This window comes from Bacillus sp. K7, from assembly GCF_053903245.1.
In genome coordinates this window covers 2872228-2898698 of record NZ_CP096406.1, presented here as the reverse complement: position 1 = coordinate 2898698, position 26471 = coordinate 2872228, and the positions used below count along the sequence as shown (strand labels likewise).

The 26471-nt window shown below is 45.1% G+C and carries 21 protein-coding genes, 1 tRNA gene, 2 rRNA genes and 2 riboswitches; of the genes, 17 read left to right on the top strand and 7 right to left on the bottom strand.

Annotation, left to right across the window (positions count from 1 at the left end):
- The first annotated feature begins 1 nt into the window (after position 1).
- The 3 genes from rhaB to rhaA are packed head-to-tail and all read left to right on the top strand — an operon-like array spanning position 2 to position 3090.
- Entirely contained in the window at positions 2 to 1462 is a 1461-nt protein-coding gene (gene rhaB / locus M1D98_RS14870) for a rhamnulokinase (protein ID WP_456279681.1), read from the top strand.
- Between the two features lie 14 nt (positions 1463 to 1476).
- Entirely contained in the window at positions 1477 to 1791 is a 315-nt protein-coding gene (gene rhaM, locus M1D98_RS14865) for an L-rhamnose mutarotase (protein WP_456279680.1), read from the top strand.
- Positions 1792 to 1815: 24 nt separating this feature from the next.
- Positions 1816 to 3090, top strand: a complete 1275-nt coding sequence (gene rhaA / locus M1D98_RS14860) for an L-rhamnose isomerase (RefSeq protein WP_456279679.1) — start codon at positions 1816 to 1818, stop codon at positions 3088 to 3090.
- 41 nt (positions 3091 to 3131) lie between these two features.
- Here the strand turns inward: rhaA and M1D98_RS14855 are convergent, their stop codons facing one another.
- Positions 3132 to 4118: a Gfo/Idh/MocA family oxidoreductase gene (locus M1D98_RS14855; RefSeq protein WP_435577101.1), complete on the bottom strand. Its 987-nt coding sequence runs from the start codon at positions 4116 to 4118 to the stop codon at positions 3132 to 3134.
- Positions 4119 to 4297: 179 nt separating this feature from the next.
- On the opposite strand from M1D98_RS14855, the gene M1D98_RS14850 reads away from it, so the two are divergent.
- From M1D98_RS14850 to M1D98_RS14825, 6 genes are all read left to right on the top strand, one after another.
- On the top strand, positions 4298 to 5464 hold the full coding sequence (locus M1D98_RS14850) for an AI-2E family transporter (RefSeq protein ID WP_121643159.1): 1167 nt from the start codon (positions 4298 to 4300) through the stop codon (positions 5462 to 5464).
- Positions 5465 to 5555: 91 nt separating this feature from the next.
- A complete protein-coding gene (locus M1D98_RS14845; RefSeq protein WP_010329854.1) occupies positions 5556 to 6386 on the top strand; it encodes an undecaprenyl-diphosphate phosphatase in 831 nt (276 codons plus the stop codon).
- Between the two features lie 106 nt (positions 6387 to 6492).
- Positions 6493 to 6565, top strand: a tRNA-Ala gene (locus M1D98_RS14840).
- A gap of 405 nt (positions 6566 to 6970) precedes the next feature.
- A complete protein-coding gene (locus M1D98_RS14835) occupies positions 6971 to 8506 on the top strand; it encodes an MFS transporter (RefSeq protein ID WP_121643158.1) in 1536 nt (511 codons plus the stop codon).
- 145 nt (positions 8507 to 8651) lie between these two features.
- Positions 8652 to 9500: a glucosaminidase domain-containing protein gene (locus M1D98_RS14830; protein ID WP_010329777.1), complete on the top strand. Its 849-nt coding sequence runs from the start codon at positions 8652 to 8654 to the stop codon at positions 9498 to 9500.
- A gap of 108 nt (positions 9501 to 9608) precedes the next feature.
- Positions 9609 to 9872, top strand: coding sequence for a YiaA/YiaB family inner membrane protein (locus M1D98_RS14825; protein ID WP_010329776.1), 264 nt, complete (start codon positions 9609 to 9611; stop codon positions 9870 to 9872).
- 34 nt (positions 9873 to 9906) lie between these two features.
- Here the strand turns inward: M1D98_RS14825 and M1D98_RS14820 are convergent, their stop codons facing one another.
- The 4 genes from M1D98_RS14820 to cudC form a co-directional block, all read right to left on the bottom strand.
- Positions 9907 to 11244 (bottom strand): TrkH family potassium uptake protein, encoded by a 1338-nt coding sequence (locus M1D98_RS14820; protein ID WP_435577100.1) that lies wholly within the window; start codon positions 11242 to 11244, stop codon positions 9907 to 9909.
- A 6-nt stretch (positions 11245 to 11250) separates the two neighbouring features.
- Positions 11251 to 11919 (bottom strand): potassium channel family protein, encoded by a 669-nt coding sequence (locus tag M1D98_RS14815; protein WP_121643155.1) that lies wholly within the window; start codon positions 11917 to 11919, stop codon positions 11251 to 11253.
- Between the two features lie 73 nt (positions 11920 to 11992).
- A riboswitch (cyclic di-AMP (ydaO/yuaA leader) is annotated at positions 11993 to 12141 on the bottom strand.
- 148 nt (positions 12142 to 12289) lie between these two features.
- Positions 12290 to 12835, bottom strand: a complete 546-nt coding sequence (bslA, locus tag M1D98_RS14810) for a biofilm surface layer hydrophobin BslA (protein ID WP_010329773.1) — start codon at positions 12833 to 12835, stop codon at positions 12290 to 12292.
- 206 nt (positions 12836 to 13041) lie between these two features.
- Positions 13042 to 13584 carry a choline uptake/conversion transcriptional regulator CudC gene (cudC, locus tag M1D98_RS14805; RefSeq protein WP_121643154.1) on the bottom strand — a complete coding sequence of 181 codons (543 nt, stop codon included), beginning with the start codon at positions 13582 to 13584 and terminating at the stop codon, positions 13042 to 13044.
- A 198-nt stretch (positions 13585 to 13782) separates the two neighbouring features.
- Between cudC and betB the strand changes: the two genes are divergently transcribed.
- The 3 genes from betB (at position 13783) to M1D98_RS14790 (ending at position 17147) form a co-directional block, all read left to right on the top strand.
- Complete coding sequence (gene betB / locus M1D98_RS14800; RefSeq protein WP_456279678.1) at positions 13783 to 15255, top strand: betaine-aldehyde dehydrogenase; 1473 nt, start codon at positions 13783 to 13785, stop codon at positions 15253 to 15255.
- A gap of 16 nt (positions 15256 to 15271) precedes the next feature.
- Positions 15272 to 16480, top strand: a complete 1209-nt coding sequence (gbsB, locus tag M1D98_RS14795; RefSeq protein WP_456279677.1) for a choline dehydrogenase — start codon at positions 15272 to 15274, stop codon at positions 16478 to 16480.
- Between the two features lie 88 nt (positions 16481 to 16568).
- Positions 16569 to 17147, top strand: a complete 579-nt coding sequence (locus M1D98_RS14790; RefSeq protein ID WP_268521970.1) for an MOSC domain-containing protein — start codon at positions 16569 to 16571, stop codon at positions 17145 to 17147.
- 4 nt (positions 17148 to 17151) lie between these two features.
- On the opposite strand, the gene M1D98_RS14785 is transcribed toward M1D98_RS14790, so the two are convergent.
- Positions 17152 to 17640 (bottom strand): DinB family protein, encoded by a 489-nt coding sequence (locus tag M1D98_RS14785; protein WP_039075680.1) that lies wholly within the window; start codon positions 17638 to 17640, stop codon positions 17152 to 17154.
- 169 nt (positions 17641 to 17809) lie between these two features.
- Here M1D98_RS14785 and M1D98_RS14780 point away from each other — a divergent pair, with 169 nt between their 5' ends.
- Genes M1D98_RS14780 through M1D98_RS14770 form a run of 3 tightly spaced genes read left to right on the top strand, consistent with a single transcriptional unit; the run spans position 17810 to position 20427 of the window.
- Positions 17810 to 18334 (top strand): NfeD family protein, encoded by a 525-nt coding sequence (locus M1D98_RS14780; RefSeq protein ID WP_435577098.1) that lies wholly within the window; start codon positions 17810 to 17812, stop codon positions 18332 to 18334.
- 18 nt (positions 18335 to 18352) lie between these two features.
- Positions 18353 to 19888 (top strand): flotillin lipid rafts scaffold protein FloT, encoded by a 1536-nt coding sequence (gene floT / locus M1D98_RS14775; RefSeq protein ID WP_268521968.1) that lies wholly within the window; start codon positions 18353 to 18355, stop codon positions 19886 to 19888.
- Between the two features lie 17 nt (positions 19889 to 19905).
- Positions 19906 to 20427, top strand: coding sequence for a GNAT family N-acetyltransferase (locus M1D98_RS14770; RefSeq protein WP_435577097.1), 522 nt, complete (start codon positions 19906 to 19908; stop codon positions 20425 to 20427).
- Between the two features lie 42 nt (positions 20428 to 20469).
- Here the strand turns inward: M1D98_RS14770 and thiT are convergent, their stop codons facing one another.
- Positions 20470 to 21048: an energy-coupled thiamine transporter ThiT gene (gene thiT, locus M1D98_RS14765; RefSeq protein ID WP_121643150.1), complete on the bottom strand. Its 579-nt coding sequence runs from the start codon at positions 21046 to 21048 to the stop codon at positions 20470 to 20472.
- A gap of 100 nt (positions 21049 to 21148) precedes the next feature.
- A riboswitch (TPP riboswitch) is annotated at positions 21149 to 21250 on the bottom strand.
- A 461-nt stretch (positions 21251 to 21711) separates the two neighbouring features.
- On the opposite strand from thiT, the gene M1D98_RS14760 reads away from it, so the two are divergent.
- Both M1D98_RS14760 and M1D98_RS14755 read left to right on the top strand, forming a co-directional pair.
- Positions 21712 to 23261, top strand: a 16S ribosomal RNA gene (locus tag M1D98_RS14760).
- A 232-nt stretch (positions 23262 to 23493) separates the two neighbouring features.
- Positions 23494 to 26421 (top strand): 23S ribosomal RNA (locus M1D98_RS14755).
- The 16S and 23S rRNA genes sit together here, the layout of an rRNA operon.
- Positions 26422 to 26471: the final 50 nt, after the last annotated feature.

The window sequence follows — 26471 nt, the reverse complement described above, 5'->3', positions numbered from 1 at the left end:
AATGATTTATACTGCCATTGATGTAGGCGCGTCAAGCGGGAGAGTCATGGTAGGAGAGCTGAAGGAAGGGAAGCTTGACATACAAGAGGTTCACAGATTCGCTAACGGTTTCATTCAAAGAGAAGGACATTGTTTTTGGGATATAGATCATTTGCTAAAACAAATTCTGCAAGGGCTGCAAAAAGTGAAAGCGCTTGGGCATGAACGATGCACCGTCGGCATTGATACATGGGCTGTCGATTATGTCTTGTTGGACGAAAAAGGAAATCGTTTGCGGGAAGTGATATCCTACCGGGATGGAAGAACAGATCACACAATAGGCAAACTGGAACGAACCCTATCAAGAGACATCATCTATCAAAAAACAGGAATACAATTTCAGGCGTTTAACACGATGTATCAGTTGTATGAGGAAGACCGTGAGCTGTTGAAAGCAACAGATAAAATCATGATGGTTCCAGATTATTTAGGCTATTGTTTAACCGGAAAAGCTGTAACAGAAATCACAAATGCGTCGACAACACAGCTTTTAAACGTCTCAACCGGAAAGTTTGACCCTGAGTTGCTTGAAGCTGTGTCTGTTCACGAACAGCAATTTGCGCCGCTGACTGAACCGGGGTGTGAGCTCGGAATGCTGAGAAATGATTGGTTCCCGGATTATGACCTGCCGGTTTGCAAGGTGATGACAGTCGCAACGCATGATACGGCCTCGGCGGTCATCGCGGCGCCGGGCATAAACGATAGCTGGGCGTATATCAGCAGCGGAACATGGTCGCTAATTGGGGTTGAAAACCAAACGCCGATATTAACCGATCTGGCTTTAAAATACAACTATACAAATGAACGCGGGGCAAACAGCACCATTCGCTTTCTCAAAAACATTATCGGCATGTGGGTGATACAACAAGTCAGACAGCAATTACAAGCAGATTATTCTTTTCAGCAGCTTGCAGAAGAAGCCCGAAAAACAGAACCATTTCAGCAGTTTGTCAACTTAAATGATGAACGTTTTTTGAATCCAGACAGCATGATAGAGGAAATAGAACATTATTGCAGAGAAACCCGCCAAAAGATTCCCCGCACTGCAGGCGAACTTGCCTGCTGCATCTACAGCAATTTAGCCATCATCTATGCGATAGCCATCAAAGAGCTGGAAACGGTCACAGAAAAACCGATTGAGCAGCTTCATATCATCGGCGGCGGAGCCCGAAACGATTTCTTAAATCAATTAACAGCAGACATGAGCGGAAAAGCGGTATACGCAGGGCCTATAGAGGCAACCGCCATCGGAAACCTGCTGATGCAAATGATTGCTGCCAAAGAAGTCAAAGACATAAAAGAGGCCCGGCAAGCCGTCAGACATTCCTATCCGATCAAAGTATTTACACCTAACGACATTGACAGAGGCACAATCATTCAGTCATTTCGCAAAAATGTAATGAAAGCGCTATCTGAAAGGTGAAGAGGTGATCAGATTTGAAAAGAAAAGCCAGTATCATGTTTGTCCACAAAGACAAGTACGAGGAATACAAACAGCGGCATGATGACATTTGGCCGGAAATGGCAGAAGCACTCAAAGCCCACGGAGCGCACCATTATTCCATTTTTTTAGACGAGGAAACAGGCCGGTTATTTGCTTATCTAGAAATCGAAGATGAAGAGAAATGGAGAAAGATGGCGGACACAGAAGTTTGCCGGAGATGGTGGAAATCGATGTTGCCGTTCATGAAAACAAATCCAGATTTCAGTCCTGTTTCGATAGATCTTAAGGAAGTTTTTTATTTGGATTAAAAACGGAAAAAGGGAGAGAGCCGCATGACCATAAAAGCCAATTATGATAGTGCAAAACAGGCATATGAAAAATGGGGAATTGATGTTGAAGAGGCGCTTCGGCAATTAGAGCACGTGTCCATTTCAATCCACTGCTGGCAGGGGGATGACATAGAGGGCTTTGAAATAAATAAGGGCGAGCTTTCAGGCGGGATTGACGTGACCGGCAATTATCCCGGAAAAGCGCAAACCCCTGAAGAATTAAGAAGAGATATGGAGAAGGCGCTTTCTCTCATTCCTGGGAAGCACCGCGTAAACCTGCATGCGATATACGCAGAAACAAATGGAGAAGCGATAGAACGGGACGAATTGAAGCCGCATCATTTTGAAAACTGGGTGAAATGGGCGAAAGATCTCGGTCTCGGTTTAGATTTTAATCCGACCTTGTTTTCGCATGAGAAAGCGGCTGACGGACTCACCCTTTCACACCCCGATCCGAATGTCAGGGAATTTTGGATCAGGCACTGCATTGCATGCCGGCGCATTGGGGAATACTTCGGGAAAGAACTAGGCACACCTTGCTTGACGAATATTTGGATTCCCGACGGCTATAAGGATATCCCGAGTGACAGGCTGACACCGCGTATAAGGTTAAAAGAATCATTGGATCGGATCTTTGCAGTGGAGGTCAGTGAACAACACAATCTTGATTCAGTCGAAAGCAAACTGTTCGGTCTTGGTTCCGAGTCATATGTTGTCGGCTCTCATGAATTTTATATGGCCTACGCTTTAACGAATCAAAAGCTTTGTTTGCTGGATACAGGCCATTATCACCCGACTGAAACAGTATCAAACAAGATTTCGTCCATGCTGCTTTACACAGACAAACTAGCCTTGCACGTGTCCCGGCCCGTTCGTTGGGATAGCGACCATGTTGTGATTTTAGATGATGAATTGAGGGAAATCGCGCTTGAAATTGTACGTAATCAGGCTCTCGAGAAGGTCGCTATCGGCTTGGACTTTTTCGATGCCAGCATTAACCGTGTTGCCGCCTGGACCATCGGAACGAGAAATATGCTCAAAGCTCTATTGTATGCATTGCTTCTCCCGAACGATTATTTAAAGCAATTGCAGGAAGAGGGCCGCTTTACAGAAAGGCTGGCGCTGATGGAGGAATTTAAAACCTATCCTTTCGGTGCCGTCTGGGATTCCTACTGTGAACAAATGGGCGTACCGGTAAAAGAGGAATGGCTCGAGGATATAAAAGATTATGAACAACAAGTGCTTTTAAAAAGGAAGGCATCATCTCCGATTGTCTAATAAAAAAATCCGCCGCGGCATTGGCACGCGGGCGGATTTTTTTAGGCTTGATCAGCAGGGTACACAATTCCCATTTGCTTTCTTGCTTCTTCCATGATTTTCGCAGTGATCATGGACCGTTCAAATGTATTTTCTTCAGATTCCTGCTTGTTCTCTTTTATGAGCGTGACAAATTCTTCCGCTTCGTAGAACATCGCCGGTTTAGGATCGTGAATCGAAATGTTTTCCAGGCGGCCGTCGCGATAGCGGATTTCTACCCGTTCTGGCCGGTGAATCGTATCGATCACAATCGTCCCGTCTTCACCCTGGATTTCCGCCGGGGCATAGGAAGTGGATATTTTAGAATGCATTAGAACGGCTTCGAACCCGTCGTAAGACAGAATGACCGTTCCTTCTCCATCCACTCCGGTAGATAAAGCATATCCGTTCGCCTTCACATCCTGCGGCTCGCCAAACAGCACGACAGCAGGATAAATACAATAAATGCCGATATCCATTAAGGACCCGTTGGAAAGCTCAGGCTGAAATGCGTTCAAGACGGTTCCGTTTCTGAATGCGTCATACCGTGAGGAATACTGGCAGTAGCTTGCGGTAAATCTGCGGACGGTGCCGATTTTATGCAAGTGGTTTTTCAGCTCTTTGAAGTTTGGCAGGAAAGTGGTCTTCATTGCTTCCATAAGGACAACACCGTTTTTCTGAGCCGCTGAAATCATCTCTTCCGTTTCTTTTGTATTGGAAGCAAACGGCTTTTCGCAAAGCACATGCTTGCCATGGTTCATAAAGAGAACGGCCTGCTCCTTGTGAAGAGCATTGGGACTGGCTATGTATACAGCGTCAAAGCAATCGCTTGCCGCCATTTCCTGAAGGTTTGAGAAGGTGTGCTCAGCACCGTGTTTAGCGGCAAACTCGGCAGCTCGTTCAGCCGACCTTGAATAAACAGCTGTCAGCTGAACATCCTTTATTTCCGCTGCCGACTCAAGAAAGCGGTCTGTAATCCAGTTGGTTCCTATTATTCCAAAACGTATCACTCTTATCGCTCCTTTTGTATCATATAGATAAATTATAGCTCAAAATGGAGAAAAGCACATGATAGAACTGACTACAGTTGTAAACAAGAAGGTTTTTCCAGCAACGAACGGTTTTTATTTTTCATTATAGGGACGATAGTGTACAATTTAATTAAACTATGTATGACGGAGGAACGATAGTGGAGACGTTGCAAACATGGAGCGGCAGATTCAAGCAATTCTTCTTGGACAATAAGTTTGTTTTATTTTTGCTTGTGCTGTTGTTAATTGGTTTAAATATTCTCGTTTTTACAAAAACATCATTTATTTTTACCCCGATTATTGTTCTTCTCAAGACAATTTCACTTCCGATTATTTTAACAGGCATCGTTTTTTATCTGTTAAACCCAGTCGTCGATTTCCTTGAGAGAAGAAGAGTAAGAAGAATCTATACGATTTTCCTGTTATACCTATTGATTATCGGACTGATCACGATCACAATTGTATCCATTATCCCCTTTTTAAAAGAACAAATTATGAGTTTGATTGATAACATCCCGAGGTATGTGGATGTCGTTGAAAGTCAGACGAAACAGCTGATCGGCAGCAACTTCGTCAATCAGGCCCAGCAAACGATGAACATCAATATATCTGATCTTGCAACAAAGATTTCAGACCAGGCAGCTACGATTGTAAACAGTACTTTCACCGGCGTTGGGAATTTTATCGGTGCTCTGACTGAGGTTATTATTTCGATCATTACGGTTCCGTTTATTCTTTTCTATTTATTAAAAGATGGAAAGAAATTGCCGGTCTATATACTGAAGTTTGTGCCGACACGATTAAAAGAACAGACATACACAGTCTTAAGCGAAATGAACCATCGGTTAAGCTCTTATATCAGAGGCCAGATCATTGTCAGCTTCTGTATCGGTTTTTTGCTGTTTATCGGATATTTGATTATCGGGCTGGATTATGCTTCGCTGCTTGCCATCATTGCGGCTTGTACGAGCATCGTTCCATATTTAGGGCCGACGATTGCCATTACGCCAGCGATTATCATCGCCATAGTGACATCGCCGCTCATGCTGCTTAAGCTGGTGATCGTATGGACCATTGTTCAGCTGATCGAAGGGAAGCTGATCTCTCCGCAAATTATGGGGAAAAACCTCCACATCCACCCGATTACGATTATTTTTCTGCTGTTAACAGCCGGCAAGCTGTTTGGTGTGGTTGGAATCATTCTTGCCATTCCGGGCTATGCAGTTGCAAAAGTCATTACGACACATTTATTTGACTGGTTTAAAATGCGGTCACATTTATACGACGAAGAGAAAAATGAAAATTCGTCAGGTCATAAAGTGTGATTTTCGTTTATAGTTATATAAGACGGGCTTTCCATTTATGGAAAGCTCCCGTTATGTAAAAAATAAATGTCTAATGGGGAGAATCAAAATCATGACTCTATGGGAATTGTTTGTAGCTGCCATTTTAGGGATCGTAGAAGGATTAACAGAGTACGCGCCGGTTTCTTCGACAGGACATATGATCATAGTAGACGATATCTGGCTTAAATCAAGCAATCTGATGTCAGAAGAAGCTGCCAACTCATTCAAAGTGGTGATTCAGCTTGGCTCTATTTTAGCAGTGGTGATCGTGTTTAAAGACCGGATTTTGAATTTGCTCGGATTGAAAAAGAATATTACCAGCGACCAGAAGCAGGGGCATAAATTAAGCATTGCGCAAATTGCTGTCGGACTTGTGCCTGCAGCTGTTCTCGGCTTTTTGTTTGAGGATTACATTGATGAATATTTATTTTCCGTTAAAACCGTTGCCATCGGTTTAATCGCTGGGGCAGTCCTCATGCTTTTTGCTGATTGGGTAAATAAACGGAAAACAGCGACAGACACCCTTGACCGCATTTCCTATAAGCAGGCGATAGGAGTCGGCTTATTCCAATGTCTTGCCCTTTGGCCGGGTTTCTCGCGTTCCGGCTCGACCATTTCCGGAGGTGTTATTCTTGGATTGAATCACCGAGCGGCAGCCGACTTTACGTTTATTATGGCAATGCCAATCATGATGGGCGCAAGCTTTTTAAGCCTTGTGAAGCATTGGGACAGCTTAAGCTCTGATTTGATGCCGTTTTTCATCGTTGGCTTCATCTTCGCCTTTGTTGTCGCGCTATTCGTCGTCCGTTTCTTCTTAAAACTGATTAATAAAGTCAAACTCGTTCCATTTGCAATCTACCGAATCATCCTCGGTGTGATTTTACTATTAATCATGATGTAACTCCAAAAATAAGGCTCTTTCCGGAGCCTTATTTTTTCTGTCAATTCAAGAGAAACCGCTTGTTTTTCAAAAAAAAATCATCTATAATAAACATGACGTTACATACGGGGCCATAGCTCAGCTGGGAGAGCGCTACGCTGGCAGCGTAGAGGTCAGGGGTTCGAGCCCCCTTGGCTCCATACCTTTACACCCTTATTCTATAAGGGGTTTTTTTGTTTGCCAGGAAAAGGTTCGTTCGCTGAACTTTTGTAGAACATGTCAAGAAAGTATTTTCTGAGCAGCTTGTAAAGTGGTGTTTAATTCGCTTGAGAAAGGAAGCGGATACTCATAAGTGAAAGTCAAGCTCTCTTGACTATAAATCATGATATCAGTCAAAAGCTGTTCAGTCTTTTGTTTTATACTAAAATTGCGCCATTGACAAAACATAGTTGTTTTGGAATAATGTTTGATTATATGCTCATTTATTCACATAAGAACGGAATATCATTTCCTCTGATAGGAAGCTAATGGCCTTGAACATCTATTAGCTTCTTTTGTTTTTAAAATAAAATGTTACATATGGATTGATAGGAAGGAATGACAACATGAAGACAAAACGATATTGGGTGATTTCTTTGCTCGCTGTTTTAGCGGTCGGCCCGGGTTTAATGTCTAACACGGCATTGTCGTCAGTTCAAGCCCTTGTTCAGAAGACGGTCGGGACAAGTGATTTCACAGCGGTGAATCCAATATTGATCGGCAATATGGCCTTTGCATTATTTGTGCCGGCGGGTCCGCTGCTGAGGAAAAAATTCGGCGCCCGTCCGATCTATCTCGCTTCATTACCCGTTTTTATACTTGGCTCTTTGCTCTTCGCGCTTTCAAGCGATATTGCATGGATGGCGGCAGGGCGCTTTTTACAAGGAGCGGCTACAGGTGTCATGCTGATGATTATGATTCCAATGCTTGTTCTATCATTTCCGATCGACCGCAGAAACTATGCACTGCTGGTTTTGATCGGGGGATTTTATGGCTCTGTTATTACCGGCACGATCCTGGGAACGATTGCAACAAGTTTCGAACACTGGAGATGGCTGTTTTACATCTTTGGCGCGCTGTCACTGATCGGTGTCGCGGTGAGCTATTTCTTTCTTCACGATGAACATCATGGATCGGCAGAACAAGAACAGCCGATCGATGGTGCAGGGATCATTTTATCTGTGGGTCTTGCCGCTGCCTCAGCGATTACATTTATATTTCTGCAAAAATGGGGGCTTTCATCAGGTTATGTATGGATTGGTTTTGGAGTTGCGCTATGCTTGCTCCTTGTTCTATTGATTGTGGAATATAAAGTGAAAAACCCCTTCATTTCTATTAAACTGATGCTGCTGCCAAAACCGGTGCTCGGCTTATTGATCATAGCTGCAGGGACGATAACGGTAGCTGTAAGCCTTTCTGCTTTTCAAGGCTTGCTCCGTCAAATGTATGATATTTCTCAGGGGCAACTCATTCTTTTAAACTTGACTCTTTTAATCGGAGTGGCGATCGCCGCCATTTTAAGCACTCTGTTTTATGATAAAGTCGGACCTGGGATGCTCGGTATTATAGGCGCTCTCCTTCTCGTGTTGGTGAATTTTCAATGGCTGCATATGCAAGGTCAATCGTCTCTCTATATGTATGCTGTTCTGTTTATCATGCTTGCCGCCGGAACGGGGCTGACGGTCGCTGCAGGGCTGATGGGAGCTGCGATGGGCGGTCCGCTGCCTGATTTGGTCAAGAGAATGACAGCTGTTCAGTTTTTAAGATTGTTTGTTTATATGGGAGTTCCAATCCTCATCGGCTCTTTTACGAAAAAAGATGCTGCCAGACAAAGCGGTTCAATGCAGGATTCTATGATGACTGCTTATCATGATCTCTTTTTCATTTCTTTTGTCCTGAGCGTGCTGCTCGTTTGCCTGTCATTCTGTATGAACGCCACAGGTATGGGCCACAAGCTGGCTCATAAACCGCATGATAACGCGAAGACGGCTCCGGAAAAACCGGCCGTTTCAGATCATCGAGTGTCAAATGTTGCTGCTAAATCACATAAAGTGATACATGATACAGAATATCGAGCTATACTTAAAAATTTACAAAAATAGAACCTTTTCTAGTGAAAAGGTTTTTTGTTTGCATTCTTTTCCCAACTTTCTCCCTAAAGAATTGAAAAATATTAGAAGTCAAAGTAAAATTCTAAAAGGTAGATTCTTTTACATTCGTAATCTTTTAACTCGAAGGAAGGTATTCATGGCCCGTAAAAAACTGAAAAAACGCAGACTCTTGATTACACTATTTTTCATTGTATCGATTCCGTTAGCCTTTTTTGTTTTAGCCACAACTTTATCAAAGCCGATTGAAACAGCCAAAGAACCCGAAGAGATTGATGAACAGCAAGTATTTATTGACAGCCTGTCCGGGCATGCACAAATTCTGTATGAGAAATATCATGTTCTCCCCAGCATCACGATCGCTCAGGCCATTCTCGAATCTGACTGGGGGAACAGCGAGCTTGCTGCTCAGGCCAACAACCTTTTTGGCGTAAAAGGAAATTATAAAGGCCATCACGTCACGATGGAAACGGATGAATTTGAAAAAGGAGAAAGGAAAACCATTCGCGCAAAGTTTCGCAAATACAGCACGTTTTTTGAATCTATGGATGACCATGCCCAATTGTTTGTCCGCGGCACATCATGGAATAAAAAGAAATATAAACCGGTACTTGATGCTGGGGATTATAAGGAAGCGGCAACCGCCTTGCAAACAGCAGGATATGCGACTGATCCTGATTACGCTGACAAACTCAGCACTATTGTGGAAAAATATGATTTAGATGCCTACGATGAGGTCAATCCATCCTTGAAATCTGTGGATTTAATCGGCTCCATAAAAGACAGCGCCGTTCAAGACGTATGGTCCAAGCCTTCTACTGATGAGCGGTCCATAAGACTTACCTCTGCCCAATCTTACATCGGAAAGGACATAAAGGTTGTATCTAAAAAGCAGAAAGGCCAGTCCGTATGGTACCAATTTCAAATCGATGATAAACTCATCGGCTGGATTGACGATTCAGCTGTTGAAATAAAGGAAGCAACCTAAGCTGTTTATACTGGTATTTTTATTTCTATGTTCCATTCAGGGGAATTTGAGGTATAATATTCCACGGAAGTTATCACTTATTGACTATGTTTTCAGGAGGGAACAAAGATGCAGAAATATAGACGGAGAAACACGGTTGCTTTTACAGTATTAGCTTATTTCACTTTTTTTGCGGGAGTATTTTTGTTTAGTGTCGGGCTCTATAATGCTGATAATCTGGAACTCAATGAAAAAGGCTATTATATTGCCGTTATGATACTTGTAGCGGTCGGTGCGATTCTTACACAAAAAGTGACCCGTGATAACGCAGAAGATAATGAAATCATCGCGGAGCAGGAAAAAAGACAAACTCAATCTCATATCGAATCATAAAAAATCCGGCGCCTGAACGCCGGATTTTTTGCTATCACCCTGTAAACACCTCGCCGTCAGGGTAACGAATATTTGATTTCTCTGTTTTCGCGAATGAAAATACGAACGTCAGAGGGCCGATTCTTCCGATAAACATGATGAGAATAATGATACATTTTCCCGCTTCTGTAAGTTCGGGAGTCAATCCCATTGATAGACCGACAGTTCCGAAAGCAGAAAAGGTTTCAAACACAATTTGGATAAATGGCGCTTGCTCTGTGATCGTCAGGGCGAAAATCCCTAAAAACACAATGAACAAGCTGGTGACACTCACAGCTAGAGCTTTAATGATAATCGGGTATTTAATGGAGCGGCGGAAAATAACCGTTTCTTTTTTTCCTCGCAAATAAGCGATCACAGACATCAAAATCACGATGAACGTAGTCAGCTTAATGCCGCTCGCCGTTGAAGCGCTGCCTGCTCCGACAAACATCAATAATAACGTAAATACAATCGTTCCTTCTCTCATGCTTCCGATATCAAGAGAATTGAAGCCGGCGGTTCTCGGCGTCACAGCTTGAAAATAGGAAGCCCACAGTTTATCTCCTATATGCAGGTGACCGAGCGTGCCGGGGTTGCTATACTCCAAAATAAAGATCACAAACATAGCAGCCGCATTCAGAATCAAGGTGCCTGTAAGCATGATTTTCGTATGAAGAGAAAAGGCTTTAAATCGCCGATTCTTCATGATGTCAAACAGAACTGTAAATCCGATACCTCCTGTGATAAATAAAAACGTAATCACGATATTAATTGTAGGATCACCAACGAAGCTCATCAAATTATCCGGCCATAATGAAAACCCGGCATTGTTAAAAGCCGAAATTGCGTGAAACAGGCTGGCAAACAAGCCGGATGCCCAGCCGTACTGGGGCACAAGCCGAATGGATAAGATGAGTGCCGCTATTAACTCAATACTGATGGAAAACAGAAACAGGACTTTGACTAGACCTACGACGCCGCCGATTGTCGGCTGGTTTAAGGCTTCACGAACGAGCATTCGTTCTTTTAATCCGATTTTCTTCCCTAATATCATGACAATCAAAACAGCAAAAGTCATAAATCCAAGCCCGCCGATCTGAATCAGAGCCATGATGACAGTTTGCCCGAAAACCGTAAATTCTGTACCGGTATCGACAACTGCAAGCCCTGTTACAGTGGTAGCGGAAGCTGCGGTAAAAAGGGCATCTATGCATGACAATGGCTTCACTGCAGAAATCGGAAGCATTAACAATCCAGCCCCGATGATAATGGTCAGAAGAAACCCAATTGCAAGCACTTGAGGCGGTGTAAAACGAACCCATTTGATCACTTTATCCTTTTGAAGTGTCACCTATGTCTACATCCCTTCGTTTTCAAAACGTCTAATATCTTTTTTGTGCCCCATGATCACCAGGCAATCCTGTTCGTGAATGATATCTTCAGATGCGGGAGATAGACGGATATCTCCATGATGTTTTATGGCCAGAATGGTACAGCCGTACTTGGCTCTTACATTCAGATCGAAAATTGATTTTGAGTCAAGCTTGTTTGTTGCCTGGAGCTCGACAATACTGTACTCATCAGATAAATCAAGGTAATTCAATACATTCTCATCAGAAAGGCTTTGTGCGATCTTGACGCCCATGTCCTTTTCAGGGTGAATAATACGGTCAGCGCCGATTTTTTCAAGCACCTTATGGTGATAATGGTTTTGAGCCTTTACCCAAATATTCGGGATGTCAAATTCCTTTAATAATAAAGTCGTCAGGGTACTTGCTTGAATATTCGCTCCGATCGCAACAATCACATATTCAAAATTGCGTATTCCTAATGATAGCAATTCGTTTTCTTCGGTAGCGTTGGCAATCACCGCATGAGTTGCGTAAGAAGTGTAAGCATTTACCTTTTCTTCGCTGATATCAATTGCAAGGACCTCATGCCCCATTCTGTGCAGCTCTTTGCAAATGCTTCCGCCAAATCGGCCGAGCCCGATCACGGCAAATTGCTTATTTTTTATTTTTCCCAATGTTCATAACTCCCTTAGTAAAAGTAACGTTTTTGAAGCAAAAAAGACCATCTCGAAGAATGGCCGTTAATAGACCTCCTCTCTGGATACGCCTACGAGGTTAGCTGTCGGATTAGGGATTCAGAGTACCCCCTCTTACTAAGTAAGATTCACCCCTAGGCTGTGAATAAAACAGCCAATCGTTGGTTCCCCCGTTCGTGTTTGATTAAGCGGTAAAAGAGACTAATATGAAATTGAACACTCAAGAATTTACTCCTGTTTCTAGAGTTTGTCAATTTAAATTTTTATTAAGAAAAAAGATAATTGGAAATAGAGGGGAAAGGGGAGGGCAAAACGCAAAAAAAGACCGGCGTTAACCGGTCTTCAATGTTTAGTTGCAGCCGCATGGCTGAGTTGGAGGAGTGCTGCGTTTAGCAACGTCAATGCTGGCTTCTGCATAAAATTTATTTCCGATGCTCAATGATTTATTCTCCGCACGGAAAGTATATGTACCAGCGGCAGGAAGAGTTTTGTTATTCAGTTTTAATTTGAATTCGCCAGCTCCTAACAAATCAAGCGCCAGAGGGATTCTTACTGTTTTTCCGTTATTAAGGATCTGTGTTTCACGCAACGCACGCCCGTTCATTGTGTCTTTTGTATTTGCAGTAAAACCGCTTGGCAAAGTAAATTCCATAACGCCAAGGCTGAGAAGCGTATTTGGGCGGTACGTCAATTCAATATCTGAGAAAGACCATTCCGTTTTGCTGGTTCCTGTGATTGTTGCAAACAATGAAGCTGTTGACTGTGTTTTCATAGTAGACTCAGTATGAGCGGAAGTTGATTTAGATTCAGCCGCGAAAGAAGCTGTAGGTGCAGAAACGAGTAAACCGAGACTTAATGCGCTAATGGCCAAAGAAGATAATAATTTGCGTTTCATAATAAAATTCCCCCTAAAAAGTTATGAAATATACAGGCCAGCTCGCTGTTCACCTCCTCTGAACGGCCAAATACAAATTTTACCTACATAAAATTACCATCAAACTTTTTGGAAGTAAATGGGGTGTTTTTCCCGTATTTTTCAAATTTGTAGTAATTACATGTAAATGAACAGAAAAACGCCCGAGCAACCGGGCGTTTTCTTCTTTACTTTTCTTCGATTGGTATAAACTTAAAAATTTCTCCGCTCTGCACCGATTCAGCAAGCCGTTTCAGCCAATCATAGTAGGCTCTGGAGCTTTCCAGCTGCTCGTGTAACTGCAGGGCTTCATTTTTGATGTCCTCATTGAGGCCTTCCTTGTTTAAAACCTCTTGTAAATCAGCCTGAGCTTCTTCAATTGCCGCTACATTTACCTCAACTTCCCGTTCCCATTTAGGCGGGAAGAAATTTGTAAAAAACTTGAAGAAATCTTTTTCAGCCACAAATGTATGCTTGCGGATGCCCCGGTGAAATGTTTTTTTCACCACATTTAAATCCTGAAGCTTTTTGACACCTGTGCTCATGCTTGGTTTGCTCATTTGCAACTCTTCACGCATTTCGTCAAGCGTCATCTCATCACGCATATACATCGTCCCATATAAAATGCCGACACTGCGGGTAATTCCGTAAAGATCCATCGTTTCAGCAATGGAGTCGATAACAAGATCCCGAGCCTGTTCTATAGCTGCAAATTCTGGATTTTCATCCATACTGACCCTCTTTTCCTTTAGAAAGTTAAATTCGTTAAGTTACTTCTTTATGATCTTTATCTTAACGAAACATAAAGAAAAGTCAAAAAGAAAAATCAAAATGAGGCTTTGACAGTTTAAAAACCATATGTTAGATTAATGTTGTTAAAAACGTTAAATTTTTATTTAACAAACTTTATTTTCGTCAAGGAGGCTTATATGAGTCAAACATTATACATTGACGGTGAATGGATCAGTGCTGAAAAAGAGCAGATCCGCAACATTATCAATCCATTTAATCAAGAAGAAATTGCAACCGTAAGCGAGGGAGAGCGAGAGGACGCCATCAAGGCAATCGCAGCCGCGCGAAGAGCTTTTGACAAAGGAGAATGGTCATCTCTATCCGGGCTTGAACGCGGAAAGATTGTTCTGAAAATTGCGGAATTAATCAGGCGTGACCTTGATGAGCTGGCTGAGCTTGAATCCCTTGATACGGGAAAAACACTCGAAGAAAGTAAGGCTGATATGGACGATATCGCCAATGTTTTTCAATATTATGCCGGATTGGCAGACAAAGATGGCGGAGAGATCATTTCATCTCCGATCCCTGATTCAGAAAGCAAAATCATTAGAGAGCCAATCGGGGTTTGCGGCCAGATTACGCCCTGGAATTATCCGCTTCTGCAAGCGAGCTGGAAAATCGCGCCTGCACTGGCTGCGGGCAATACGATCGTCATGAAGCCGAGTGAGATCACGCCGCTAACAACAATCAAAGTGTTCAAGCTAATGGAAGAAGCGGGCGTTCCAAAAGGTGTCGCAAATCTTGTCCTTGGACCTGGAGCCACAGTGGGTGACGAGCTCGCAGCAAATAAAGACGTCGATTTGGTTTCATTTACAGGGGGAATCGAAACAGGCAAAAAAATCATGCGGGCAGCCAGCGGTAACGTCAAAAAAATCGCACTTGAACTGGGTGGGAAAAATCCCAATATCGTTTTCAAAGACGCAGATTTAGAAGTTGCTGTCGATCAGGCATTAAACGCTGTATTTTTCCATGCCGGCCAAGTATGCTCCGCCGGTTCCCGGTTGCTTGTTGAAGATGCCATTCACGATCAATTTTTAGCAGAGCTCGTCAAACGGACAAAACGCATAAAACTCGGAAATGGTTTTGACGCAGACACAGAAAGCGGTCCGCTTATTTCGGCAGAGCATAGGGCGAAGGTAGAAAAATATGTAGAGGTTGGAATAAAAGAAGGCGCGAAGCTCGAGACAGGAGGCAAACGGCCGGAAGACCCTGCGCTTCAAAACGGCTTTTTCTATGAGCCTACTATTTTCTCAAACTGTGAATCTGATATGAGAATTGTTCAGGAAGAGGTTTTCGGTCCTGTATTGACAGTCGAAACCTTCAGCTCGGAAGAAGAGGTCATTGCGCTTGCGAATGATACGATCTATGGTTTGGCCGGAGCGGTATGGTCAAAAGATATTGAAAAGTGCGAACGCGTTGCAGCCCGCTTGAGAATGGGAACCGTTTGGATTAACGATTTCCATCCATACTTTGCGCAGGCGCCATGGGGCGGCTATAAGCAGTCCGGATTCGGACGCGAGCTTGGAAAAATAGGCCTCGAAGAATACACAGAAGTCAAACATGTATATCGCAATACAAAACCGGCAGCGGTTAATTGGTTCAATTCATAAGAGGGAGAGATGAATAATGACATTAAATATGAAAGTAGAAAGCATGCACAAATTCCACACATTTGAAATTCCGACTGTGATTAAGCACGGAATCGGAGCCGTCAAGCAAACGGGTGAAGAAATAGCTGCGCTGGGCGTTTCGAAAGCACTCCTTGTCACAGACCCTGGGATTTATAAAGCCGGCGTCGTTGATCCTGTTATCGAATCACTTAAAGAAGCGGGCATTGAAGTGGTGCTCTTTCATAAAGTAGAGCCAAATCCGCCTGTCCGTCTGGTGAATGAAGGATCTGAGCTTTACAAAAAAGAGAACTGTAATGGATTGGTGGCAGTCGGAGGCGGAAGCTCCATGGATACTGCAAAAGCAATCGGAGTAGAAGCTACTCACGAAGGAAGCGTGCTTGATTATGAAGCGGCAGATGGAAAAAAACCGCTGGAAAACCGTATTCCTCCGCTGACGACAATTCCGACAACAGCTGGCACAGGATCAGAAGTAACCCAATGGGCGGTTATCACAGATGAAGAAAGAGAATTCAAATTTAATACAGGCGGTCCGCTGATCGCAGCGCACCTGACCATCATTGATCCTGAGCTCCATGTTTCAATGCCTCCGCATGTAACAGCCATGACAGGAATTGATGCGCTTGCACATGCCATTGAGTGCTATACAATGAAATTTGCACAGCCAATCACGGATGCAGTTGCTTTAATGGCAATTGAATATGCCGCTCATTACATTAAAAGAGCATTTGCTGACGGAGAGGATTTGGAAGCAAGATACGGAATGGCGCAGGCTGCGATGCTAGCGGGACTTTCTTACGGCAGTGAATCAGCGGGAGCGGCTCATGCGATGAGCCAGACGCTTGGCGGTATTATCCCGGTCGCTCACGGTCAATGTGTCGCCACGATGATGGGACCTGTCATGGAATACAACTGGAAGGGCTACCCTGAGAAATTTGCACGTATTGCGAAAGCGTTCGGTATTGACACTAGCAATATGACAACAGAAGAAGCAGCGAGAGCATCTGTCAACTGGATGTATGATCTGGTCGAAGATTTAGAAGTGCCGACTTTAGAAGAGCAGGGAGTATCACCTGATATGATCGAACGCTTGTCTAAAGAAGCGATGAAAGATCCGCAAACCTTTGGAAACCCTAGAGACTTAAATGAAAAAGCATACAATTGGATCTACAAGCGCTGCTTTAACCTTACGCCTAAAACGGTATAACACGATGTCCCGCTCCTTTACAGAGCGGGATTTTTTTGGATAATGAAACATAAATGGAAATGCTAAGGAAGAAGGTAGGTGCCGAATGATGTGGAAGCGTATGGCTGCAAAAACAGAAGGCTTGTATATTGCAGATACAGAAAGCTTCGTAACCAAGCGGAAGGACAAGTTCGATATTGATTATGGCGGCATCCCCGGTGACTTGCATTTTGGACTGACCAAAAAAGCGGGAGCCAGAGAACCAATGTTTTCAAGGGGAACTGAAATTTTTAATCGCAGACAAATTTCAATTGTTTCGATAGAGGAATGTGACGAGCTGGCTTTAAAAATGGAAGTTCCGAGTATTTTGCCGGAATGGCTCGGAGCGAATATCGCAGTCAGTGGAATCCACGATTTTACCTCATTAAAAGAAGGGAGCCGCCTCATTTTTCCGAGCGGCGCCGCTTTGCTGTGTGAGGGAGAAAATGATCCGTGTATCCAGCCGGGAGAAGTCATTCAGTCTTATTATCCGGACAAGCCGAAGCTGGCGCCTGCTTTCGTCCGCCACGCACTGGGCATAAGAGGGATTGTCTGTATTGTTGAGAGGCCAGGCGCTGTTTATGCTGGAGATGAAATAGAGGTCCATTCCTATCATAGGAAAGCCAAACGAAAAGCAGAAAGGGTCTGAATAATCAGGCCCTTTCCACCTTTTCTTTAATTTCTTTAATCTGGCTAAGATGCCGCTTTTCATGGTGGCCGATAAAATCGATCCACTGGCGGATAGTCAACTCTTGAAACACAGGATGCGGAAGCACTCTCTCAAAATCTTCTTCTTTTAGAGAGGCAATTGCCGCCGTCAGCTGTTCTCTCACCACATCAAGCTCGCGTTTCATTTGGCTGCCTGACATAAATCCATGCTCAGGCTCAAGGTGACTCGGGGCTTTTCGCTTATTGTTTCTGTCTTGTGCAGCTTCAAGCGGTTTCGCTTCAACTTTTTTAACAGGAGCTTCCTTTACACGCTCCTTCAGCATGATTTGTGCGGCCATATCGATTTTTTTCAAATGATCAAGAACTTCCCGTATACTCCATTCTTCAGCAGAAGGCTTTTGATTCAGCTTTTCGTCAGAAAGCCCTTTGACTTCGTTCCACGTTTCTAATCTGGCTTCATTAAAGATACTCATCATATCTCCTCCTAAAGTGACATTACCATATATATAAGCAATTATCATTTATAAAGCACTTCAAAATGGCACACTTTATCTAAAAATTTCGAAACCTTTTTCGTTATGTCTCGTATAAATGGTAACGGCAGCCGTTCATCAATGCATTGATGCAGAAAGGATGAGGAATTTGGAGTTGTTTGGCGTCCCTATACAAACGATTTATCTTTATACGCTTATGATTGCGGGCAGTCTTACGCTATTATTTCTATTTTTCGGAGATGTGTTTGCAGGGCTGTCAGAAGGCATTCCCTTTCTTAATCCGACTTTGGCGCTCGCATTTTTTACATGTTTTTCAGCAGGCGGATATATAGGCGAACACATATTGCCCCTATCCCACCTGTTGATCGCGCTTTTCTCTTGCATCCTTTCGATTATCCTTGTGATATTGCTTCACTTTTTTGTTCTGGTCCCATTATCATCCGCAGAAGAATCACTGGTTTATAAAGAAGATGATCTAAGAGGAAGGGTCGGCAAAGTGATTACCGCTGTTCCTATAGACGGGTTTGGTGAAGTGGTCATTGAAGGAATAGGCGGCACCATCTCGAAATCAGCGGTCAGCTTTGAGAATCAGCAGATCAGTTACGGGACAACGGTTTTGGTCGTAGATATCAACAACGGAGTTCTTTTAGTTACTCCGCATGAACCTATTTAAAACAAGGAGGAATGTAAAATGACAATGCCGATTATAATTGTCATCGGAGTTGTATTCTTTTTATTCATTGCACTGGTAGCCGTTTTTATCACAAAGTATCGTACGGCAGGACCAGATGAAGCGTTAATCGTAACGGGGAGCTATCTAGGAAATAAAAATGTTCATGTCGATGAAGGCGGCAACCGTCTTAAAATCGTCCGCGGCGGAGGAACCTTTGTCCTTCCCGTCTTCCAGCAGGCAGAGCCGCTAAGCCTATTATCAAGCAAACTCGACGTTTCGACACCTGAAGTCTATACCGAACAAGGAGTTCCAGTAATGGCTGATGGAACTGCGATTATTAAAATCGGTGGTTCTATAGGAGAAATCGCTACAGCGGCTGAACAATTTTTAGGAAAATCAAAAGATGACCGTGAGCAGGAAGCGCGTGAGGTTTTAGAAGGCCATCTTCGTTCCATTCTCGGCTCGATGACGGTTGAAGAAATCTATAAAAACAGAGAAAAATTTTCTCAAGAGGTGCAGCGTGTGGCCTCACAGGATCTCGCAAAAATGGGGCTTGTGATTGTTTCCTTTACCATTAAGGATGTACGTGATAAAAACGGTTATCTTGAATCATTAGGGAAACCGAGAATCGCTCAAGTAAAACGCGATGCTGATATCGCAACAGCAGAGGCTGATAAAGAAACCCGGATTAAGCGGGCAGAAGCCGATAAAGATGCAAAAAAATCAGAACTTGAACGGGCGACGGAAATCGCTGAAGCTGAAAAAACCAATCAGCTCAAAATAGCCGAATACCGCAGAGAACAAGATACGGCAAAAGCGAATGCCGACCAGGCATATGATTTAGAGACTGCCAGAGCCCGCCAGCAAGTCACCGAACAGGAAATGCAGGTTAAAATTATTGAACGCCAAAAACAAATAGAACTAGAAGAAAAAGAAATTCTTCGCCGGGAGCGCCAATACGACTCAGAGGTAAAGAAAAAAGCCGATGCAGACCGTTATTCAGTCGAGCAGTCCGCCGCAGCTGAGAAAGCCAAACAGCTCGCGGAAGCTGATGCCAAGAAGTACAGTATAGAAGCAATGGCGAAGGCAGAGGCCGAGAAAGTCAGAATTGACGGACTTGCAAAAGCAGAAGCTGAAAAAGCGAAAGGGGAAACAGAAGCTGAGGTTATTCGTCTAAAAGGTTTGGCGGAAGCGGAAGCAAAAGAGAAAATCGCCGCTGCTTTTGAACAGTACGGACAGGCTGCGATTTTCGATATGATCGTAAAAATGCTTCCGGAATACGCAAAACAAGTGGCATCACCTCTTTCAAATATTGATAAAATCACTGTTGTTGATACAGGGGGAAGCGGTGATTCAAGCGGCGCCAACAAAGTAACCAGCTATGCGACAAACTTAATGTCAAGCCTTCAAGAAAGCTTAAAAGCCTCATCGGGAATTGATGTAAAAGAAATGATTGAGAACTTTTCAGGAAAAGGAAACGTAAAACAAAGCCTTCACGAATTAACAAATGAAATAAAAGAAGCAAACGGGTCCAAACAAGAGAAGAATGACTAATGAAAGGATAGAACCAAATGGCAACTGTGAGAGAGGCAAAGTTAGAGGATATAAAAGACATTGCAAAAGTGCATGTCGACAGCTGGAGAACAACATATCGCGGCATCATCCCGGCTGACTACTTAAATGGTCTGGACTACAAGGAATTTGAAGACAAATGGAAAAGCCGCTCGTTAAAGGGTGTATTTGTCGCTCAAGATGAAAAAGATTCAATATTCGGCTTTGCTTCATTTGGCCCTATTCGGTCTGAACAAGAAGGCTATGACAGCGAGCTATACGCGATTTACCTTTTAGAGGAGCATCAGCGGCAAGGTGCAGGCAGAGCGCTCTTAGCAAAAGGAGCAGAGTTTTTGCTTCATCATGGCTTTTCAAGCATGTTTGTTTGGGTAATTGAGCAAAACCCCTCGATTTCATTTTATCAAGCCTATTCTCCTGAAAGAAAAGCGGAGGACAGCTTTGAAATTGCAGGAGAAAGGCTGAAAGAAATAGGGTTTGGCTGGCCGGATCTTTCTGCTTTGAAAACATCTCTTAACAGATAACAAAAAAACAACCCCCAGCGGATTGCGCTGGGGGTTGTCACGTTAGGCTTTGTCTATTTTAAGCAAACGCGGTGCTGTCATAAATAATAAACAAAGGACAATTGCACAGATGATGAATGAAGGAACCATATAAGTAGCATTATAAGTTAATGAATAAATCCATACCGGCGTTCCCTTTGGAGCATAGCTGCCGAAAAACACAGCTCCTGAAATGACGTGTGCCGCATAACGCAGGAAACTGCCGATAAAAACTGCGCTGACCACTGAAACAATCAGTTTCCCTTTATTTTTTGCTGCCGCTGCTTTGCGGACAGTGTAAGCGAAATAGCCGCTTATCCCAATTGCTGTGAATGCGATCATATAATCCAGAAATAGCTGTACAGGATGCTGTGCGAATAAGTTTCCGATTGCTATTTGAACTAGTCCTGTCAGCAGGCCGGTAGTAAGGCCTGCTTTTACACCCCACCGAAACGAAATCAAAAAGATCGGAATCATCATGATGGAGACCGAGCCTCCTTGAGGCATTCGGAGAAACATTCCTGAGACGATGTCTAAAATAACAGCAGCCGCAGTCATAATTGCAATTTCAATAAGGCGAACCAGTTGCTTAGATTGATTCATAAAAATCCCCTTCCATTGATAGACAATCCAAAAGGACAACAAAAAAGCAGCACGCGGAAGGATGAGAAAAGTTCCACGCACTGCTTTACAATCTGCAATTCATTTGACTTTGCCACATCCCTACGCCAGCGTTAACTAACAGGTTCAAAGGGTCAGAACGTAACCGCTCACTCTCAGCTTTAATGCTCCCCTTGTGGTTATCAATATTTAATTCGTTTCTACTATACTAAAAAGAGAAAAAAACAACAAGGTCACACTACTGAATGTATATGTTCTTTTAACATAGTTATATGCTAAAGACATGAAGGGACGATATGCCGAGGATTATAGTTTATTTATTTTATAGATTTTTTTAGAAAAACTATTGCAATAAATAAATGCAGGTGTTATATTATTAAACGTCGCTGATGCACAGCGGACAAAACAAGAAGCTTCAAAACAATTTGAAAAAAGTTGTTGACGAAATGGAAGCGAAATGTTATATTAGTAAAGCTGCTTCATTAAGAGGCAACGAAATGATCTTTGAAAACTAAACAAGACAAAACGTACCTGTTAATTCATTTTTATAAATCGCACAGCGATGTGCGTAGTCAGGGGCCTGCGCGATGCAGGTCATGCAGATGTTGTCACAGGATGTGACGAGCTTAATCTGCGCTCCATTACTTTATGGAGAGTTTGATCCTGGCTCAGGACGAACGCTGGCGGCGTGCCTAATACATGCAAGTCGAGCGGACAGATGGGAGCTTGCTCCCTGATGTTAGCGGCGGACGGGTGAGTAACACGTGGGTAACCTGCCTGTAAGACTGGGATAACTCCGGGAAACCGGGGCTAATACCGGATGCTTGTTTGAACCGCATGGTTCAAACATAAAAGGTGGCTTCGGCTACCACTTACAGATGGACCCGCGGCGCATTAGCTAGTTGGTGAGGTAATGGCTCACCAAGGCAACGATGCGTAGCCGACCTGAGAGGGTGATCGGCCACACTGGGACTGAGACACGGCCCAGACTCCTACGGGAGGCAGCAGTAGGGAATCTTCCGCAATGGACGAAAGTCTGACGGAGCAACGCCGCGTGAGTGATGAAGGTTTTCGGATCGTAAAGCTCTGTTGTTAGGGAAGAACAAGTGCCGTTCAAATAGGGCGGCACCTTGACGGTACCTAACCAGAAAGCCACGGCTAACTACGTGCCAGCAGCCGCGGTAATACGTAGGTGGCAAGCGTTGTCCGGAATTATTGGGCGTAAAGGGCTCGCAGGCGGTTTCTTAAGTCTGATGTGAAAGCCCCCGGCTCAACCGGGGAGGGTCATTGGAAACTGGGGAACTTGAGTGCAGAAGAGGAGAGTGGAATTCCACGTGTAGCGGTGAAATGCGTAGAGATGTGGAGGAACACCAGTGGCGAAGGCGACTCTCTGGTCTGTAACTGACGCTGAGGAGCGAAAGCGTGGGGAGCGAACAGGATTAGATACCCTGGTAGTCCACGCCGTAAACGATGAGTGCTAAGTGTTAGGGGGTTTCCGCCCCTTAGTGCTGCAGCTAACGCATTAAGCACTCCGCCTGGGGAGTACGGTCGCAAGACTGAAACTCAAAGGAATTGACGGGGGCCCGCACAAGCGGTGGAGCATGTGGTTTAATTCGAAGCAACGCGAAGAACCTTACCAGGTCTTGACATCCTCTGACAATCCTAGAGATAGGACGTCCCCTTCGGGGGCAGAGTGACAGGTGGTGCATGGTTGTCGTCAGCTCGTGTCGTGAGATGTTGGGTTAAGTCCCGCAACGAGCGCAACCCTTGATCTTAGTTGCCAGCATTCAGTTGGGCACTCTAAGGTGACTGCCGGTGACAAACCGGAGGAAGGTGGGGATGACGTCAAATCATCATGCCCCTTATGACCTGGGCTACACACGTGCTACAATGGACAGAACAAAGGGCAGCGAAACCGCGAGGTTAAGCCAATCCCACAAATCTGTTCTCAGTTCGGATCGCAGTCTGCAACTCGACTGCGTGAAGCTGGAATCGCTAGTAATCGCGGATCAGCATGCCGCGGTGAATACGTTCCCGGGCCTTGTACACACCGCCCGTCACACCACGAGAGTTTGTAACACCCGAAGTCGGTGAGGTAACCTTTTAGGAGCCAGCCGCCGAAGGTGGGACAGATGATTGGGGTGAAGTCGTAACAAGGTAGCCGTATCGGAAGGTGCGGCTGGATCACCTCCTTTCTAAGGATATATTACGGAATATAAGACCTTGGGTCTTATAAACAGAACGTTCCCTGTCTTGTTTAGTTTTGAAGGATCATTCCTTCAGACATAGGGGCACCTGCTAAATGCGCCACATCGTGTGGCAACGCATGTGTTAGCATGTCCTATGCGTTGTTCTTTGAAAACTAGATAACAGTAGACATCACATTCAATTAGTAAGACAAGATATCACATGGTGATTCTTTTTAACGGTTAAGTTAGAAAGGGCGCACGGTGGATGCCTTGGCACTAGGAGCCGATGAAGGACGGGACGAACACCGATATGCTTCGGGGAGCTGTAAGCAAGCTTTGATCCGGAGATTTCCGAATGGGGAAACCCACCACTCGTAATGGAGTGGTATCCATATCTGAATTCATAGGATATGAGAAGGCAGACCCGGGGAACTGAAACATCTAAGTACCCGGAGGAAGAGAAAGCAAATGCGATTCCCTGAGTAGCGGCGAGCGAAACGGGATTAGCCCAAACCAAGAGGCTTGCCTCTTGGGGTTGTAGGACACTCTGTACGGAGTTACAAAGGAACGAGGTAGATGAAGAGGTCTGGAAAGGCCCGCCATAGGAGGTAACAGCCCTGTAGTCAAAACTTCGTTCTCTCCTGAGTGGATCCTGAGTACGGCGGAACACGTGAAATTCCGTCGGAATCCGGGAGGACCATCTCCCAAGGCTAAATACTCCCTAGTGACCGATAGTGAACCAGTACCGTGAGGGAAAGGTGAAAAGCACCCCGGAAGGGGAGTGAAAGAGATCCTGAAACCGTGTGCCTACAAGTAGTCAGAGCCCGTTAACGGGTGATGGCGTGCCTTTTGTAGAATGAACCGGCGAGTTACGATCCCGTGCAAGGTTAAGCAGAAGATGCGGAGCCGCAGCGAAAGCGAGTCTGAATAGGGCGCATGAGTACGTGGTCGTAGACCCGAAACCAGGTGATCTACCCATGTCCAGGGTGAAGTTCAGGTAACACTGAATGGAGGCCCGAACCCACGCACGTTGAAAAGTGCGGGGATGAGGTGTGGGTAGGGGTGAAATGCCAATCGAACCTGGAGATAGCTGGTTCTCTCCGAAATAGCTTTAGGGCTAGCCTCAAGGTAAGAGTCTTGGAGGTAGAGCACTGATTGGACTAGGGGCCCCTACCGGGTTACCGAATTCAGTCAAACTCCGAATGCCAATGACTTATCCTTGGGAGTCAGACTGCGAGTGATAAGATCCGTAGTCGAAAGGGAAACAGCCCAGACCGCCAGCTAAGGTCCCAAAGTATACGTTAAGTGGAAAAGGATGTGGAGTTGCTTAGACAACCAGGATGTTGGCTTAGAAGCAGCCACCATTTAAAGAGTGCGTAATAGCTCACTGGTCGAGTGACTCTGCGCCGAAAATGTACCGGGGCTAAACGTATCACCGAAGCTGCGGACTGTTCTTCGAACAGTGGTAGGAGAGCGTTCTAAGGGCTGTGAAGCCAGACCGGAAGGACTGGTGGAGCGCTTAGAAGTGAGAATGCCGGTATGAGTAGCGAAAGAGGGGTGAGAATCCCCTCCACCGAATGCCTAAGGTTTCCTGAGGAAGGCTCGTCCGCTCAGGGTTAGTCGGGACCTAAGCCGAGGCCGAAAGGCGTAGGCGATGGACAACAGGTTGATATTCCTGTACCACCTCCTCACCATTTGAGCAATGGGGGGACGCAGGAGGATAGGGTAAGCGCGGTATTGGATATCCGCGTCCAAGCAGTTAGGCTGGGAAATAGGCAAATCCGTTTCCCATAAGGCTGAGCTGTGATGGCGAGCGAAATATAGTAGCGAAGTTCCTGATTCCACACTGCCAAGAAAAGCCTCTAGCGAGGTGAGAGGTGCCCGTACCGCAAACCGACACAGGTAGGCGAGGAGAGAATCCTAAGGTGATCGAGAGAACTCTCGTTAAGGAACTCGGCAAAATGACCCCGTAACTTCGGGAGAAGGGGTGCTCTGTTAGGGTGCAAGCCCGAGAGAGCCGCAGTGAATAGGCCCAGGCGACTGTTTAGCAAAAACACAGGTCTCTGCGAAGCCGTAAGGCGAAGTATAGGGGCTGACGCCTGCCCGGTGCTGGAAGGTTAAGAGGAGCGCTTAGCGTAAGCGAAGGTGCGAATTGAAGCCCCAGTAAACGGCGGCCGTAACTATAACGGTCCTAAGGTAGCGAAATTCCTTGTCGGGTAAGTTCCGACCCGCACGAAAGGCGCAACGATCTGGGCACTGTCTCAACGAGAGACTCGGTGAAATTATAGTACCTGTGAAGATGCAGGTTACCCGCGACAGGACGGAAAGACCCCGTGGAGCTTTACTGCAGCCTGATATTGAATGTTGGTACAGCTTGTACAGGATAGGTAGGAGCCTTGGAAACCGGAGCGCCAGCTTCGGTGGAGGCATCGGTGGGATACTACCCTGGCTGTATTGACCTTCTAACCCGCCGCCCTTATCGGGCGGGGAGACAGTGTCAGGTGGGCAGTTTGACTGGGGCGGTCGCCTCCTAAAAGGTAACGGAGGCGCCCAAAGGTTCCCTCAGAATGGTTGGAAATCATTCGCAGAGTGTAAAGGCACAAGGGAGCTTGACTGCGAGACCTACAAGTCGAGCAGGGACGAAAGTCGGGCTTAGTGATCCGGTGGTTCCGCATGGAAGGGCCATCGCTCAACGGATAAAAGCTACCCCGGGGATAACAGGCTTATCTCCCCCAAGAGTCCACATCGACGGGGAGGTTTGGCACCTCGATGTCGGCTCATCGCATCCTGGGGCTGTAGTCGGTCCCAAGGGTTGGGCTGTTCGCCCATTAAAGCGGTACGCGAGCTGGGTTCAGAACGTCGTGAGACAGTTCGGTCCCTATCCGTCGCGGGCGCAGGAAATTTGAGAGGAGCTGTCCTTAGTACGAGAGGACCGGGATGGACGCACCGCTGGTGTACCAGTTGTTCTGCCAAGGGCATCGCTGGGTAGCTATGTGCGGACGGGATAAGTGCTGAAAGCATCTAAGCATGAAGCCCCCCTCAAGATGAGATTTCCCATTCCGCAAGGAAGTAAGATCCCTGAAAGATGATCAGGTTGATAGGTCTGAGGTGGAAGTGTGGCGACACATGGAGCTGACAGATACTAATCGATCGAGGACTTAACCACATTTTGATTGATGTCACATCTGTTATCTAGTTTTGAGAGAACACTCTCTA

What these genes read in the sequence shown, in the direction of transcription:
- rhaB (WP_456279681.1), top strand. Translation starts at nt 2, where the DNA reads ATGATTTATACTGCCATTGATGTAGGCGCGTCAAGCGGGAGAGTCATG.
- rhaA (WP_456279679.1), top strand. Translation starts at nt 1,816, where the DNA reads ATGACCATAAAAGCCAATTATGATAGTGCAAAACAGGCATATGAAAAA.
- M1D98_RS14845 (WP_010329854.1), top strand. Translation starts at nt 5,556, where the DNA reads ATGACTCTATGGGAATTGTTTGTAGCTGCCATTTTAGGGATCGTAGAA.
- M1D98_RS14835 (WP_121643158.1), top strand. Translation starts at nt 6,971, where the DNA reads ATGAAGACAAAACGATATTGGGTGATTTCTTTGCTCGCTGTTTTAGCG.
- M1D98_RS14830 (WP_010329777.1), top strand. Translation starts at nt 8,652, where the DNA reads ATGGCCCGTAAAAAACTGAAAAAACGCAGACTCTTGATTACACTATTT.
- M1D98_RS14825 (WP_010329776.1), top strand. Translation starts at nt 9,609, where the DNA reads ATGCAGAAATATAGACGGAGAAACACGGTTGCTTTTACAGTATTAGCT.
- bslA (WP_010329773.1), bottom strand. Translation starts at nt 12,835, where the DNA reads ATGAAACGCAAATTATTATCTTCTTTGGCCATTAGCGCATTAAGTCTC.
- cudC (WP_121643154.1), bottom strand. Translation starts at nt 13,584, where the DNA reads ATGGATGAAAATCCAGAATTTGCAGCTATAGAACAGGCTCGGGATCTT.
- betB (WP_456279678.1), top strand. Translation starts at nt 13,783, where the DNA reads ATGAGTCAAACATTATACATTGACGGTGAATGGATCAGTGCTGAAAAA.
- gbsB (WP_456279677.1), top strand. Translation starts at nt 15,272, where the DNA reads ATGACATTAAATATGAAAGTAGAAAGCATGCACAAATTCCACACATTT.
- M1D98_RS14790 (WP_268521970.1), top strand. Translation starts at nt 16,569, where the DNA reads ATGTGGAAGCGTATGGCTGCAAAAACAGAAGGCTTGTATATTGCAGAT.
- M1D98_RS14785 (WP_039075680.1), bottom strand. Translation starts at nt 17,640, where the DNA reads ATGAGTATCTTTAATGAAGCCAGATTAGAAACGTGGAACGAAGTCAAA.
- floT (WP_268521968.1), top strand. Translation starts at nt 18,353, where the DNA reads ATGACAATGCCGATTATAATTGTCATCGGAGTTGTATTCTTTTTATTC.
- M1D98_RS14770 (WP_435577097.1), top strand. Translation starts at nt 19,906, where the DNA reads ATGGCAACTGTGAGAGAGGCAAAGTTAGAGGATATAAAAGACATTGCA.
- thiT (WP_121643150.1), bottom strand. Translation starts at nt 21,048, where the DNA reads ATGAATCAATCTAAGCAACTGGTTCGCCTTATTGAAATTGCAATTATG.